This window comes from Paenibacillus sabinae T27 (assembly GCF_000612505.1).
Lineage (GTDB): Bacteria > Bacillota > Bacilli > Paenibacillales > Paenibacillaceae > Paenibacillus_AQ > Paenibacillus_AQ sabinae.
The window spans coordinates 4665001-4678688 of the sequence record NZ_CP004078.1 but is presented as its reverse complement, the minus strand read 5'-3'; the positions used below and the strand labels follow the sequence as shown (position 1 = coordinate 4678688).

General features: G+C 50.1%; 15 protein-coding genes and 1 rRNA gene (1 of these 16 running past the window's edge). 14 read left to right on the top strand and 2 right to left on the bottom strand.

The genetic code is table 11. The features are described 5' to 3' along the window. The first annotated feature begins 82 nt into the window (after positions 1-82). The 9 genes from PSAB_RS21640 (at position 83) to PSAB_RS21600 (ending at position 7720) form a co-directional block, all read left to right on the top strand. On the top strand, positions 83-1027 hold the full coding sequence (locus PSAB_RS21640; protein ID WP_025336651.1) for a DNA-directed RNA polymerase subunit alpha: 945 nt from the start codon (positions 83-85) through the stop codon (positions 1025-1027). Positions 1028-1061: 34 nt separating this feature from the next. After that, a complete protein-coding gene (gene rplQ, locus PSAB_RS21635) occupies positions 1062-1427 on the top strand; it encodes a 50S ribosomal protein L17 (protein ID WP_025336650.1) in 366 nt (121 codons plus the stop codon). 337 nt (positions 1428-1764) lie between these two features. Beyond that, positions 1765-2544 carry a tRNA pseudouridine(38-40) synthase TruA gene (gene truA, locus PSAB_RS21630; protein ID WP_025336649.1) on the top strand — a complete coding sequence of 260 codons (780 nt, stop codon included), beginning with the start codon at positions 1765-1767 and terminating at the stop codon, positions 2542-2544. A 217-nt stretch (positions 2545-2761) separates the two neighbouring features. After that, the gene (gene rplM, locus PSAB_RS21625) at positions 2762-3199 is read left to right on the top strand and encodes a 50S ribosomal protein L13 (RefSeq protein ID WP_025336648.1); all 438 of its coding nucleotides are present in this window, start codon (positions 2762-2764) and stop codon (positions 3197-3199) included. A gap of 20 nt (positions 3200-3219) precedes the next feature. Further along, on the top strand, positions 3220-3612 hold the full coding sequence (rpsI, locus tag PSAB_RS21620; RefSeq protein ID WP_025336647.1) for a 30S ribosomal protein S9: 393 nt from the start codon (positions 3220-3222) through the stop codon (positions 3610-3612). A gap of 195 nt (positions 3613-3807) precedes the next feature. After that, a complete protein-coding gene (locus PSAB_RS21615; RefSeq protein ID WP_025336646.1) occupies positions 3808-4500 on the top strand; it encodes a phosphoadenylyl-sulfate reductase in 693 nt (230 codons plus the stop codon). A 39-nt stretch (positions 4501-4539) separates the two neighbouring features. Beyond that, entirely contained in the window at positions 4540-5709 is a 1170-nt protein-coding gene (gene sat / locus PSAB_RS21610; RefSeq protein ID WP_025336645.1) for a sulfate adenylyltransferase, read from the top strand. A gap of 76 nt (positions 5710-5785) precedes the next feature. Further along, complete coding sequence (cwlD, locus tag PSAB_RS21605) at positions 5786-6559, top strand: N-acetylmuramoyl-L-alanine amidase CwlD (RefSeq protein ID WP_025336644.1); 774 nt, start codon at positions 5786-5788, stop codon at positions 6557-6559. Positions 6560-6628: 69 nt separating this feature from the next. Continuing rightward, the gene (locus PSAB_RS21600) at positions 6629-7720 is read left to right on the top strand and encodes an Mrp/NBP35 family ATP-binding protein (RefSeq protein WP_025336643.1); all 1092 of its coding nucleotides are present in this window, start codon (positions 6629-6631) and stop codon (positions 7718-7720) included. A 75-nt stretch (positions 7721-7795) separates the two neighbouring features. Here PSAB_RS21600 and gerD read toward each other — a convergent pair whose 3' ends face one another. After that, a complete protein-coding gene (gerD, locus tag PSAB_RS21595; protein WP_025336642.1) occupies positions 7796-8476 on the bottom strand; it encodes a spore germination lipoprotein GerD in 681 nt (226 codons plus the stop codon). Between the two features lie 119 nt (positions 8477-8595). On the opposite strand from gerD, the gene PSAB_RS21590 reads away from it, so the two are divergent. Beyond that, positions 8596-9195 carry a KinB-signaling pathway activation protein gene (locus PSAB_RS21590; RefSeq protein ID WP_338045056.1) on the top strand — a complete coding sequence of 200 codons (600 nt, stop codon included), beginning with the start codon at positions 8596-8598 and terminating at the stop codon, positions 9193-9195. A 135-nt stretch (positions 9196-9330) separates the two neighbouring features. Next, a complete protein-coding gene (locus PSAB_RS21585; RefSeq protein ID WP_025336640.1) occupies positions 9331-10152 on the top strand; it encodes a PPK2 family polyphosphate kinase in 822 nt (273 codons plus the stop codon). A 30-nt stretch (positions 10153-10182) separates the two neighbouring features. Here the strand turns inward: PSAB_RS21585 and pdaB are convergent, their stop codons facing one another. Continuing rightward, on the bottom strand, positions 10183-10986 hold the full coding sequence (gene pdaB, locus PSAB_RS21580; RefSeq protein ID WP_025336639.1) for a polysaccharide deacetylase family sporulation protein PdaB: 804 nt from the start codon (positions 10984-10986) through the stop codon (positions 10183-10185). 105 nt (positions 10987-11091) lie between these two features. On the opposite strand from pdaB, the gene PSAB_RS21575 reads away from it, so the two are divergent. From PSAB_RS21575 to PSAB_RS21565, 3 genes are all read left to right on the top strand, one after another. Further along, the gene (locus tag PSAB_RS21575; RefSeq protein WP_025336638.1) at positions 11092-11691 is read left to right on the top strand and encodes a stage II sporulation protein M; all 600 of its coding nucleotides are present in this window, start codon (positions 11092-11094) and stop codon (positions 11689-11691) included. Positions 11692-11891: 200 nt separating this feature from the next. After that, positions 11892-12122 carry a hypothetical protein gene (locus tag PSAB_RS21570; RefSeq protein ID WP_025336637.1) on the top strand — a complete coding sequence of 77 codons (231 nt, stop codon included), beginning with the start codon at positions 11892-11894 and terminating at the stop codon, positions 12120-12122. Between the two features lie 297 nt (positions 12123-12419). Beyond that, positions 12420-13688 (top strand): 16S ribosomal RNA (locus PSAB_RS21565) (it continues 287 nt past the right edge of the window).

Below are 13688 nucleotides of genomic sequence, written 5' to 3'. Positions count from 1 at the left end.
AATGGTTGTTTAGGCATACTACATGATACACCTGATGGGGTGACAGTTTCATATAGGAGCGACGTTGAAGGAGGGTACACTCGTGATAGAAATCGAAAAGCCGAAGATTGAGACCGTAGAAGCCAATGATGAAGGAACCTATGGGAAATTCGTAGTAGAACCGCTGGAACGTGGATATGGCACGACTCTGGGGAACTCGCTTCGCCGGATCCTGCTGTCCTCCCTTCCGGGAGCCGCAGTGACCTCGGTCCAAATTGACGGCGTTCTGCATGAGTTCTCCACCGTTCCCGGCGTAATGGAAGACGTGACCGAAATCATTTTGAACCTCAAAGCTCTTTCCCTGAAGATTCATTCAGACGAAGAGAAAGTGTTCGAGATTGATGCTGAAGGGGAAGGCGTCGTAACCGCAGGCGACATTCGTGCGGACAGCGATGTTGAGATCCTCAACCCGGACCTTCATATTGCAACACTGGGACCAGGCGCGAGACTTCACATGCGTATATTTGCTGGCCGTGGTCGTGGCTATGTCCAAGCGGACCGTAACAAGCGCGAAGATCAGCCGATCGGCGTGATTCCGGTTGATTCCATCTACACTCCAATTTCCCGCGTGAACTACACCATCGACAACACTCGTGTCGGTCAAGTGACCAACTACGATAAGTTGACACTGGAAATCTGGACGGATGGCAGCATCAGACCGGAAGAGGCAGTCAGCCTTGGAGCCAAAATTTTGAATGAGCATCTTGTTTTGTTCGTAGGCCTTACGGATGAAGCGAAGGATGCCGAAATTATGGTTGAAAAAGAAGAAGACAAAAAAGAAAAAGTGCTTGAGATGACAATCGAAGAGCTGGATCTTTCGGTCCGTTCCTACAACTGTCTCAAACGTGCCGGCATCAACACGGTGCAGGAGCTTACCACGAAAACGGAAGAAGATATGATGAAAGTCCGCAACTTGGGCCGCAAATCTTTGGAAGAAGTACAGGAAAAGCTCGAAGAGCTCGGTTTGGGTCTGCGTACCGAAGAATAAGCGATAAGATTGACGAAGTAGAGGAGGGAAAAACATGGCATACCAAAAGTTGGGCCGTGATTCCAGTGCGCGTAAAGCATTGTTCCGCGACTTGGTAACGGACCTGTTCTTATATGAGCGCATCCAAACAACGGAAGCGAAAGCGAAGGAAGTTCGTTCCATCGCCGAAAAACTGATTACGAAGGCTAAGAAGGGCGATCTTCATGCCCGCCGTCAAGTCGCTGCATTCGTGCGTCGCGAAACTGCTGACGGAGAGCAGGACGCAATTCAAAAGCTGTTCGCTGAAATCGCACCGCGCTACACAGAACGTGCAGGCGGATACACTCGTATCCTGAAGCTCGGACCTCGCCGCGGCGACTCGGCACCTATGGTTTATCTTGAACTGGTAGACCGTGCCTAGTAAAGGCAGCAAGCATTGATTTCCCGATTGCCCCCTGTGCTCGTTCTCCTTTCGGGGATGGATGGAATGGGGGATGATCCGTGTTATTGTATCAGTGGAATATGGCCCGCTTCTTCTTTCGGCTTGCTTTAACATGACCCTGCTTTGGGAAGCTCTTTATTGAGCGTTGTTACAAGCTGAGAGAGACGGCGTCATGTCCCGGCTCCTACCGACGGCGTGATCTACCGGATATCTGCATAGGTGTCCGCCAGTCGTGCAGTAAACCGCGGAAATCCGCTTGTTCAATGGAAGGAGCTCCCGAAGGGGCTTCTTTTTTTTGAGAAGGAAGGAGTACCGAATGCGCAATCTATTCATGAAAGTCACCTATGACGGTACGAACTATGATGGCTTTCAGACCCAGCCCGGAGGCAATACGGTTCAGGATATGCTCGAACGGGCTATTACCCACTTGACCGGCGAAGTAGTGAAGATTACTGCTTCCGGCCGTACGGACGCCGGCGTTCATGCCTATGGGCAGCCCTTTAATTTCGAAACGACCTCACTTATACCACTGGAACGCTGGTGTCTGGCATTGAATGCTCGTCTGCCGGAAGATATCGTCGTTACAGAAGCGCATGAAGTGCCGCTCACCTTCCACTCCCGACGGGGAGCCAAGCGGAAGACTTATCGCTATACTATCAATGGCAACCGGTTCCCGGACCCTTTTCAACGGCGCTATCAGTTTCATCATCCGGTAGCGCTCGATGTAAAGGCGATGGAGCAGGGACTTAAGCCTCTGATCGGAACTTACGACTTTACTTCCTTCGCCTCGCGCAAATCGACCAAGGCCTCTCATGTCCGTACGATTTACGAGGCGCATATGGAGATTGACCGGAGCATGTGCCGGCCGGACTCGACCGATCAGGGGGTCATTCATACTTACATTACAGGCAGCGGCTTTTTGCAGCATATGGTCCGGATCATTATGGGTACGCTGATTCAAGTGGGAGAGGGCAAGCGCAGACCGGAGCAGATCGCGGATATTCTGGCAGCATGTGACCGGGCGGCTGCGGGACCGACGGCGGTGGCCAAGGGCCTGGCTCTTTGGAATGTCAGTTATGAGGATGCCGGGAATTGACGGCTAATTTATTAGCGAAAAAAAGTTACTAAACCGCCGAATAATCCCTTGCACTCGTTATGTTTATCCTGTAAAATAAAAGTTGTGTTTTCTTGATGGCTATCCCACAGCCCCGATCAAGATAACCCCAAAATTGCTTTACCCAACAACTAAAATGTACTTTCGATGAGAAATCAGATATACGAGATTTTCGTACGAGAACGAGGAGGAAATATTCATGCGTACCACCTACATGGCGAAGCCGAACGAAGTAGAACGCAAATGGCATATTATCGATGCCGAAGGCAAAACACTCGGCCGTCTGGCAAGTGAGGTTGCTGCTCTGATCCGCGGCAAACACAAACCGCAATTTACACCTCATGTTGATACTGGCGACTTTGTTATCGTTATCAACGCTGAGAAGATCTACCTGACTGGCAAGAAGCTGCAAAACAAGAAATACTACCGTCACTCGCTGCATCCGGGCGGTCTTAAAGTAACCAATGCTGAAACCTTGCTGAACACTAAACCTGAGCGTGTAATCGAATCCGCCGTATACGGTATGATTCCGAAGACCCGTCAAGGCAACGCGATGAAGCTGAGATTGAAAGTATATGCCGGCGCAGAGCATCCACATGCAGCACAAAAACCTGAAGTTTACGAACTTCGCGGATAAGAATAAGGGAGGACAGTTTCATGGCACAAGTACAATACTATGGGACAGGTCGTCGTAAACATTCGGTAGCACGTGTTCGCCTCGTACCGGGTGAAGGACGCATTGTCATTAACAAACGCGATATCAACGAATATTTCGGTCTGGAAACACTCAAACTGATCGTAAAGCAACCTCTGACCCTGACTGAAACTCTGGGCAACTACGATGTTCTGGTTATTGCTCACGGCGGCGGAATCTCCGGTCAAGCCGGCGCAATCCGTCACGGCATTTCCCGCGCTCTGCTGAAAGCAGATCCGGAATACCGTTCTTCCCTGAAGAAAGCCGGATTCCTGACTCGTGATCCACGGATGAAGGAACGTAAGAAATACGGCCTCAAAGCCGCTCGTCGCGCTCCTCAGTTCTCGAAACGTTAATATCCCTTGTGTATCAAGGAATTCAAGCCCTTGGCCTTTATGGCCGGGGGCTTTTATATTAATGAAGTTTGTCATATTTGGAATCTTTTAATACTGAAATATCATTGACATCGCTTGGGAAAGTTATATACTTATTTCATATTAACTTAGTTGGAATTTGAACTGAAGTTTTATTTTGGGATGGAGGAATACGCAATGAATTTGCTTGAAAAAGAAGAGTTAATCAAAGTGAAGGCAGAAGAGCTAGAGAATGCTACGCCTGAGGAGATTATCCGCTGGGCCGTGGAAACTTTTCCAAATATAACGTTTGCCTGCAGCTTTGGTGCCGAGGACGTTGTGCTGGTTGACATGCTGCAAAAAGTAAGTCCGTCTAGCGATATTTTCTACCTGGATACGGACTTCCACTTTCAAGAAACCTATGAAACGAGAGACAAAATCGCGGCCAAGTACAATTTGGAATTCGTTCGGGTATCCCCGCAAATCACACCTGAGGAACAAGCCCAGCAATATGGCGAGGAACTGTGGAAATCCGAACCGAACCAATGCTGCAACATCCGGAAGGTAGAACCGCTGACGCGTATTCTGTCCCAGTACGATGCATGGATCACCGGAATCCGCCGCGATCAGGCGCCAACCCGTGCCAATGCCAAGAAGGTTGAATATGATTACAAATTCGGCCTGGTGAAGTTCAATCCGATCGCGGACTGGACTTCGGAAGATGTGTGGAACTATATCCGCGAGAACGACATCATCTACAATCCGCTGCATGACCGCCATTTCCCAAGCATCGGCTGCGAACAATGCACACGCGCCGTTATGCCTGGCGAAGATCCTCGTGCCGGACGCTGGTCCGGTTCGGACAAGACGGAATGCGGACTTCATAAGTAAGATATACTAATCTTTACAACAGAGAAGGGAAGAAAATAGATGACTGCAATCCTTCCGCATGGCGGAAAGTTGATCAACCGGATAGCTGAGGGCAAAGAGAGAGAACAACTGCTTCAGGAAGCGGCGGGATTCAAACGAATCGCCATCAATACATGGACGATTTCCGATCTGGACCTGATCGGTGTAGGCGCTTTTTCGCCCCTGACCGGATTTCTGAACGAAGATGACTATCATTCCGTCGTCAAGAATATGCGTCTTGCCAGCGGAACGGTATGGAGCATTCCGATTACGCTGTCTCTCAGCGATGAGGAAGCTGCTTCTTTGAAGATCGGCGAGAGAGTGGCTCTGGTCGGTGAAGAGGACGGCGAAATCTACGGACATCTTGATGTCGAGAGCATCTACAGCGTTGACCAGGAGGTTGAAGCCCAGAACGTATTTAAAACAACCGATCCTGAGCATCCCGGCGTAAGCAAGTTGTTTGCCCGGAATGCAACTTATGTCGGCGGTCCGATCACCGTTTTGAACCGTCCGCAGCCGGAGAAATTTAGCGAGTTTTATTTCGACCCGGCTAAGACCCGCGAAATTTTTGCGGAAAAAGGCTGGAAAAAGGTTGTTGGCTTTCAGACCCGCAATCCGGTTCACCGCGCCCATGAATATATTCAAAAATCTGCGATGGAGATTGTGGACGGCTTGTTCCTGAACCCGCTCGTCGGCGAGACGAAGTCGGACGATGTGCCTGCGAACGTGCGCATGAAGAGCTACCTGGCCCTGCTCGAAAATTACTACCCGCAGAACCGGACGTTCCTCGGTGTGTTCCCGGCAGCGATGCGTTATGCCGGCCCGCGTGAAGCGATTTTCCATGCGATGGTCCGCAAAAACTACGGCTGCACGCACTTTATTGTCGGCCGTGACCATGCCGGTGTTGGTGATTACTACGGAACATATGAAGCTCAGGAGATCTTCTCCAATTTCACAGCCGAAGAGCTGGATATTACGCCGCTGTTCTTCGAGCACAGCTTCTTCTGCAAGAAATGCGGCAACATGGCTTCCAATAAGACATGCCCTCATACCAAAGAGGATCATGTAGCCTTGTCGGGCACCAAAGTGCGCGCGATGCTGCGTGAAGGCGTGTGCCCGCCGCCGGAATTCTCCCGGCCGGAGGTTGCCCAAATCCTGATTGAAGGCATGAAGGAAGTTACAACTTCATAATGAATTAAGGGTACTATTTGACCCTCTTGTCCCATATAGATGAGTAGAATCTATCGGGACGAGGGGGTCTTTTATTATGTCCGGCCGCAACAAGCGTAAAGTCTCGGTCTGGATCTCCTGGAGCAGCATGAAAAAAAGAATAGGAGGCGCCGTACTTCTGGCTCTGCTGCTGGGGATTATTGCATATGATATGCCGACGGCAAGAACATGGAATTACTGGAGCCTGCCGCTCTCGGGCAAAGTTATTGCGATCGACGCGGGGCATGGCGGTCCCGATGGGGGAGCGGTCAGCCGCGGCGGTCTGATTGAAAAAGACATAAATCTGGCCGTCTCGCTGTATCTACGCGATTATTTGCAGCAGGCGGGCGCCATCGTCGTTATGACGCGGGAAGGCGATTACGACCTTGCCGGCATAGAGACGAAAGGCTACAGCAAGCGTAAGACGGAAGATCTCAAGCAACGGGTTCGGACGATCGAAGATAAGAAAGCCGATCTTTTTATAAGCATTCACATGAACAGCATTCCGTCGAACCGTTGGAGCGGCGCTCAGGTATTTTACTATCCGAACCATCCGGACAATGAAGCGCTGGCCAGACTGGTTCAGCATGAGATTCGGTCAACGCTGTCGAATACGAACCGCACCGCCAAAACGGTAAATACGGTGTACATGCTGCAGGCGCTCAGAATGCCATCAATTCTGGTTGAAGTGGGCTTTCTGTCCCATCCGCAGGAATCGGTTCTGCTCGGCGACGACCTTTATCAGCGGAAGGTGGCAACAAGCATTTACAGAGGGATTCTGCGGTATGAGGCGGGCGAACGGACGGAGGACTACTCATCCCCTAAAAGGTAATGCTATAATGGACAAAATAAATCCATCCGGTCGAAAGGCTGCCGGTTATAGAACAGGGGTGTTTTTCCAATGCTGTCCAGGGAACAAATTCAAGAACTGCTGCTGCCAATTACCGACCCGGAAACCGGAAAAAGCCTGGTTGAACTGCAGTTGATCCGCGATATTTTGACGAAGGAAGATCACATCTCTTTATCGATCATATGCCTGGATACCGATGAGGCTAAGAGAATGGATCTCGAGCAGGAGGTAAGGGATCGCCTGCGGGAAGGCGGGGCCGAGAATGTTCACATCCGTTTGCGGGACGCAACTGACCACGAACGCACGCTGCTGAAAAGAAAGAGTGCACCCGAAGGGGAAGAAAAGCTGAAAGGCCACGGGGCGGGCCTGGAGGGATTATCGCTGCTGAGCGAGGATTCGGGCGTACACTTTATTGCGATAGCCAGCGGCAAGGGAGGAGTAGGCAAATCCACTGTTACGGTGAACCTGGCCGCCGCTCTTGCACGTAAAGGTAAAAAGGTCGGTTTGATCGATGCCGACATTTACGGCTTCAGCGTACCGGATATGATGGGAATTGAGGAAGGTCCGGTTGTGGAAGACGGAACCATCATTCCCGTAGAACGATTTGGCGTGAAAGTGATATCGATGGGCTTTTTTATCCGGGAAAATAATCCGGTCATCTGGCGAGGGCCGATGCTAGGCAAGATGCTGCGCCAGTTCTTCAGCGATGTCGGCTGGGGAGAACTTGATTATTTGCTGTTGGACTTGCCCCCGGGAACGGGTGATGTGGCCCTTGACGTCCACCAGATGCTGCCGCAGAGCAAAGAGGTAATTGTCACTACTCCCCACGCTACAGCGGCTTTTGTGGCGGCGAGAGCGGGCTCTATGGCGCTGCAGACCGACCACGAGATCCTTGGGGTCGTTGAAAATATGGCTTATTATCAATGCTCCGCGTGCGGTCAGAAAGAATATATCTTTGGCCGGGGCGGTGGGGCGAGGCTGGCAGAGACGCTGCATACGGACCTGCTGGGGCAGATCCCCCTTGGAGCGCCGGAGAATCATATTTCCGAGCCGGATTTTTCCCCTTCGGTTTATAAGGCGGGAACAGAGACGGCGCAGTTGTTCGACGATATCGCGGAACGTATCATCATCAAATGTGAATAGATTGAAGCAATAAAGCCAGGTCTCCTTTGCAGAGCCCTGGCTTTATTGCATCCGAGACCGGTTGGGTTTGGGCCCTCACGATTCGCCCTCTTTGCCGCTTTGTTGTCCCTCGCCTTCCCCATCACTGCCCTTACTGTCCTGTTTTTTTTCGGACTTGGGCTGCAGTTCTTCCTGAACAACCGTTTTGAGCAAAGAGAGCACTTCCATACGGAACAGGGGATTTTGCATCGTCTCCTGCATTACGGTCGCTGTCTGCTTGCGGTAATCCGGCGTTTTGGTCAGATCAAGGAACATTTTCATCATTTCGGGAGATTTCATAATTTCGGATACCGATTTCTGATAGGTCGGGTCTTTGATAAGCTGAAGATGAAGCTGCTTGTTCTGTGAGCTGATCGCTTTGGCAAAATCTCCGGCAAACTGCGGGTCCTTCATAATTTTCTCAATTTCCTTTTTGTACTCGGGAGCCGTGATCGTATCCTTTACCGCCATCTTGATTTGCTCATTCGTCTGCATGGGCATCATCTTCATGCTCATTGTGCCGCCTCCGCCGCCCCCTCCACCGGAGCTGGGAGAAGAAATAGCTTCTTCCACAGCCTTTTTGCCTTCTTCGCTTTTTAATATATCGACGACCATGGTCTTCATTTCCTTATAACTGAATTGCTGAGAGGAAGAACCGCTCTGCTCGCTTCCGCAGGCAGTCAAGACCAGTATTAGTCCAAGCGCGATTCCGCTGTTGCGTATTATCGCCCGTTTCATTTACGCCGTCCTCCTTTGATGGGGATATTGGTATGTAGTATGCCGTTGGGAAAAGACAATTATGTTTAGGCGGAATGGTTTTTTGGCGGCAACCTTGGTAAAATAAATCTGTCACGGGGGTGAGCGTCCTGAATATCAAAACATGGTTTCATCTGTTCTGGACAACGGTGCTGATCGGTTCCTTGGGAGCGGTTGCAGCAGGGCTGGCGCTTCAGGGAATCAGCGGAGCCGTTCCTTTCAAAGGCATCACGGACTTCCTGCTGTACGCGCTGATTTTATTCGGCTACGGCATGCTTGTAAGCGTCTACTCTCAGCTTGGCTTCTTCGCCTATCTAATCTTGAACTACATGGGCTTCGGCGTGTTTCCGCGAAAAATATGGCAGTACATCCAGCTCGTCCTCGCGCTGCTCGCCCTGTTTGATTTATTCCTTATACGTTCGTTCGTAGGGGGAGAGCGCAGTCTTACCGCCGATTTGCTTCTTGGTCTTTCCATTTTGATAGCGGCTCTTGCGGTAGCCCATTTCAAAGTGCGGGACACCAACGCTTCGGCCTGGATTCCGACTTTTTTCTTCATGACCGGCATTACCATTGTGGAATTGATCGGTGTGCTGCGGATTGGAGTGGATAATGCGACATTATTTATCGTGGTACCATTGGTCGCCTGCAATGCATTCCAGATTCTGAGACTTCATCGGATACTGCGTCCGGCCGCCGGATAACTTCAAGAGATAACAACACGAACCCTGTTTTCCGATAAATCCGGAAGCGGGGTTATTTTTCGTAAGCGGAGATTAATTTATGGAAGGCAGGGTTAATCAAAAAGAAAGGCACGACAAAATTCGGGAGGGGTATATATGAACATTGATCGTTATATGATAAAGGACACAGACGGCAAAATACTGCACAAGCTTGACCCCAACGATACAGGCGGCTTAAAAAGCAAAACAGATGCCGACAGCAAAATGATAGCCCTCAAGGATCGTCTTGCCGAGCTTCAGGATATTTTCTTCGCGCAAAAAAAGCATGCGCTGCTGATTGTCCTCCAAGGAATGGACTCGAGCGGGAAGGACGGAACGGTAAAGCATGTGTTTTCGGGAATCAATCCGCAGGGATTTACGGTAACCAGCTTTAAAAAGCCGACTCTGGATGAGTCGGCCCATGATTTTTTATGGAGAGTCCATAAACAGACCCCGGCAAAAGGTTATATATCCGCGTTCAACCGCTCGCATTACGAAGAAGTGCTTGTGCCCCGTGTTCATGAAGGCCAGGACAAGGCGGAGACCAAACGGCGTTTTCGCCACATCCGGCATTTTGAAGAGATGCTCTCTGAAGAGAACACCATTATCATTAAGCTGTTTCTCCACATCTCCAAGGAAAAGCAGCTTGAAAAAATACAGGAACGGCTTCAGGATCCAACCAAGCACTGGAAATTTGACGTGAGCGATCTGGAAGAACGGAAATATTGGGACGATTATCAGGAAGCGTACGAAGATATTTTTAAAGAGACGGCTACCGGCTATGCGCCGTGGTACTGGATTCCGGCCAATCACCGCTGGTTCCGAAACTATTTGGCATTAAACATCGTAGTTAAAACATTGGAACAGTTGGATCTCGCCTATCCGAAGCTGAATTCGCCGACTCCCGATATTTCGGAGCTGATCTCCCCGCGGCATTGAACCATCTAGGATTTTTAACCAAAAACATGTTTACAGGCCTGCGGCATCTTCCAATTGATCGTTAAGCCACGCTGAATCGCGCACTTCCTTGCCTTCGGCACTGCCTTGGCTGATCAGTTCCGAGACGGTTACGAACTCATAGCCTTGTCTGCGAAGCTCATCGATAATATGAGGGAGTGCCTCGTGGGTCTGTTTGCAGGAATCGCTGGCGTGAAGCAGCACAATGTCGCCGGGATGGGCTTTAGTCGTCACGCGTTTCACAATATTTTCAACGCCGATATTTTTCCAATCCAGAGAATCGGTGTCCCATTGGATGACTTTATAACCGAGGTCATTGGCCACCTGCAGCACCCTCTTGTCAAAATCGCCGTTGGGCATGCGAATCAATTTGGGCTCTTTGCCGGTCAGTTCGGTCAGAATTGTACCCGCCGTTGTAATTTGAGTGCGAATCTCCTCGCTGCTTAGCGTACTGTAATTGACATGCTTGTGGCCGTGGCTGCCGATTTCATATCCCGCGTTCTTGATATTCGCTACAATGTCCTGATGCGTTTTGCTCCAGGGAGAAGAGAGGAAGAACGTCGCTTTGTCGACCTTTTTGTCCTCAAGCACTTTGAGGATCGGACCGGGACGCTTTTCCCCCCAGCTAATGTCAAAGGTCAGTGCGATCAGTTTCTTCTCCGTCGGCACACTATAAATGGCGGATGGGGGGGATTCGGAAAAAACGGTGATATTGCCGCGCTCAACATAAACGACTCCGGCGGCAAGCAGAGCAGCGGCGACAATATAGAAGAAACGCTTTATTTTTTTGCCGCTGACTACATAAAAGGAATTCATAAGCTCAAGGCTCCTCTCCCATACGAAAGCTTGTTTGTTCTAAATGTATGCTCGTACCGTCCGGTTATGACTTCGTATAAAACGCAAACACTTAGGAGGTTAGACATGTTCTCCATTTTTACATTTGGCAGAGATATTCTTAAAATACGCAAGGCACTGGCGCTTTCTTGTCTGCTGTTCATCGTCGGCATTATCGCCGGGTGGCTTGGGACGGGAGAAATGGAGCGCTTTTTGATGCAGCAGCTAAAGGGACTCGGCAGCATCAGCGAAAATTTACGGAATTCATCTAACCCGCAGCTTAGCTTTTTTGCATTTATATTCATGAATAACAGTATTAAAGGTGTGCTTATTATCTTTCTGGGGGCTTTGTTTGGAATCGCTCCGGTGGTTTTTCTATTGATTAACGGCGGCGTTATCGGGTATTTGGTCCATTCATTCGTTCTTCAAGGCCGGGATGTGTTCGAGCTTATTGTTCTGGGATTGCTTCCGCACGGGATTATTGAGATTCCAGCCATCCTCATAGCCTGTGCTTTCGGTCTTCAGTTTGGGGCCAAGACGGCATCGAGCATCATTGGAAGGAACCGCGCGGGAGGAGACTGGTCATCCTTTATGCGCCAGACGCTGACGGCATCGGTTTGGATCGTCATTCTGCTTCTTATTGCAGCCGTTATCGAGAGCACCGTTACTTTTGCCCTGTTATCATAAAATTCCGGGTAAATGCGCATAACAGTAAACACAGCAGATCAAAACCGGCATTTGTGGGTAATAAACTTATAGTCATGAAATATCAACTTCTAAAGGAAAAAATATATAATTATGGTTATAATTCGGACGCTTCGGTTAATCTAGTGTAAGCGGCATTTAAGCCGATTCCCCGGGACAGAAGAATGAAGGAGGCCAAGCCTATGTTGGGTATGTTGTTCAACGAAAAAGAATGCAAAGAGCTGGACTATGTATTACGCAAAGAGCTGGATGAAATGCTGCTCGACTTAAGCGACCAACGATTGGATCAGAATATCAGGCATGCCATTGCCAATAGATACAAAACCGTCTTTCGCATGTACGCCCGGTTTGCGCCGCAAAAGGAACTTTCCAAATACGCTTGGGGCGGCCGTTCTTCTCAATTCAAGCACTAGGAATAAAATGCGCGGTTCATAAATATAAAGGTTGACTAAAAGGGAGACGCTGTGATACATTATATCTCGCGCTCCTTTTTGTTATATGAGGGAAGCACGGGCAAGATAAAATCGAAAAAACTTTTTCGAAAAAAAAGCTTGCCAAATAGATAAGTAGTATGATATATTATAAAGGTCGCTGCAAGAGACACGGCGACGAACTGAAAGAGACTTTGATCTTTGAAAACTGAACAACGAGTGAGTATTAAATGAGAAGAAATTCTCGTCAGTTTGTTTGATTGAGCTATCAGCTCTACCTTTTTGGAGAGTTTGATCCTGGCTCAGGACGAACGCTGGCGGCGTGCCTAATACATGCAAGTCGAGCGGAGTTAGGATGGAGCTTGCTCCTGATTAACTTAGCGGCGGACGGGTGAGTAACACGTAGGCAACCTGCCCCTTGGACTGGGATAACTACCGGAAACGGTAGCTAATACCGGATAAGACCTTCTGGTGCATACTGGAAGGCGGAAAGGCGGAGCAATCTGTCACCAGGGGATGGGCCTGCGGCGCATTAGCTAGTTGGTGGGGTAACGGCTCACCAAGGCGACGATGCGTAGCCGACCTGAGAGGGTGAACGGCCACACTGGGACTGAGACACGGCCCAGACTCCTACGGGAGGCAGCAGTAGGGAATCTTCCGCAATGGGCGAAAGCCTGACGGAGCAACGCCGCGTGAGTGATGAAGGTTTTCGGATCGTAAAGCTCTGTTGCCAGGGAAGAACGTCTCTTAAGAGTAACTGCTAAGAGAGTGACGGTACCTGAGAAGAAAGCCCCGGCTAACTACGTGCCAGCAGCCGCGGTAATACGTAGGGGGCAAGCGTTGTCCGGAATTATTGGGCGTAAAGCGCGCGCAGGCGGCTGTTTAAGTCTGGTGTTTAAACCATGGGCTCAACCTGTGGTCGCACTGGAAACTGGGCAGCTTGAGTGCAGAAGAGGAAAGTGGAATTCCACGTGTAGCGGTGAAATGCGTAGAGATGTGGAGGAACACCAGTGGCGAAGGCGACTTTCTGGGCTGTAACTGACGCTGAGGCGCGAAAGCGTGGGGAGCAAACAGGATTAGATACCCTGGTAGTCCACGCCGTAAACGATGAGTGCTAGGTGTTAGGGGTTTCGATACCCTTGGTGCCGAAGTTAACACAGTAAGCACTCCGCCTGGGGAGTACGGTCGCAAGACTGAAACTCAAAGGAATTGACGGGGACCCGCACAAGCAGTGGAGTATGTGGTTTAATTCGAAGCAACGCGAAGAACCTTACCAGGTCTTGACATCCCTCTGACCGGACTAGAGATAGTCCTTTCCTTCGGGACAGAGGAGACAGGTGGTGCATGGTTGTCGTCAGCTCGTGTCGTGAGATGTTGGGTTAAGTCCCGCAACGAGCGCAACCCTTGACTTTAGTTGCCAGCAGGTGAAGCTGGGCACTCTAGAGTGACTGCCGGTGACAAACCGGAGGAAGGTGGGGATGACGTCAAATCATCATGCCCCTTATGACCTGGGCTACACACGTACTACAATGGCCGGTACAACGGGAA

What these genes read in the sequence shown, in the direction of transcription:
- rplQ (WP_025336650.1), top strand. Translation starts at nt 1,062, where the DNA reads ATGGCATACCAAAAGTTGGGCCGTGATTCCAGTGCGCGTAAAGCATTG.
- truA (WP_025336649.1), top strand. Translation starts at nt 1,765, where the DNA reads ATGCGCAATCTATTCATGAAAGTCACCTATGACGGTACGAACTATGAT.
- rplM (WP_025336648.1), top strand. Translation starts at nt 2,762, where the DNA reads ATGCGTACCACCTACATGGCGAAGCCGAACGAAGTAGAACGCAAATGG.
- rpsI (WP_025336647.1), top strand. Translation starts at nt 3,220, where the DNA reads ATGGCACAAGTACAATACTATGGGACAGGTCGTCGTAAACATTCGGTA.
- PSAB_RS21615 (WP_025336646.1), top strand. Translation starts at nt 3,808, where the DNA reads ATGAATTTGCTTGAAAAAGAAGAGTTAATCAAAGTGAAGGCAGAAGAG.
- sat (WP_025336645.1), top strand. Translation starts at nt 4,540, where the DNA reads ATGACTGCAATCCTTCCGCATGGCGGAAAGTTGATCAACCGGATAGCT.
- cwlD (WP_025336644.1), top strand. Translation starts at nt 5,786, where the DNA reads ATGTCCGGCCGCAACAAGCGTAAAGTCTCGGTCTGGATCTCCTGGAGC.
- PSAB_RS21600 (WP_025336643.1), top strand. Translation starts at nt 6,629, where the DNA reads ATGCTGTCCAGGGAACAAATTCAAGAACTGCTGCTGCCAATTACCGAC.
- gerD (WP_025336642.1), bottom strand. Translation starts at nt 8,476, where the DNA reads ATGAAACGGGCGATAATACGCAACAGCGGAATCGCGCTTGGACTAATA.
- PSAB_RS21585 (WP_025336640.1), top strand. Translation starts at nt 9,331, where the DNA reads ATGAACATTGATCGTTATATGATAAAGGACACAGACGGCAAAATACTG.
- pdaB (WP_025336639.1), bottom strand. Translation starts at nt 10,986, where the DNA reads ATGAATTCCTTTTATGTAGTCAGCGGCAAAAAAATAAAGCGTTTCTTC.
- PSAB_RS21575 (WP_025336638.1), top strand. Translation starts at nt 11,092, where the DNA reads ATGTTCTCCATTTTTACATTTGGCAGAGATATTCTTAAAATACGCAAG.
- PSAB_RS21570 (WP_025336637.1), top strand. Translation starts at nt 11,892, where the DNA reads ATGTTGGGTATGTTGTTCAACGAAAAAGAATGCAAAGAGCTGGACTAT.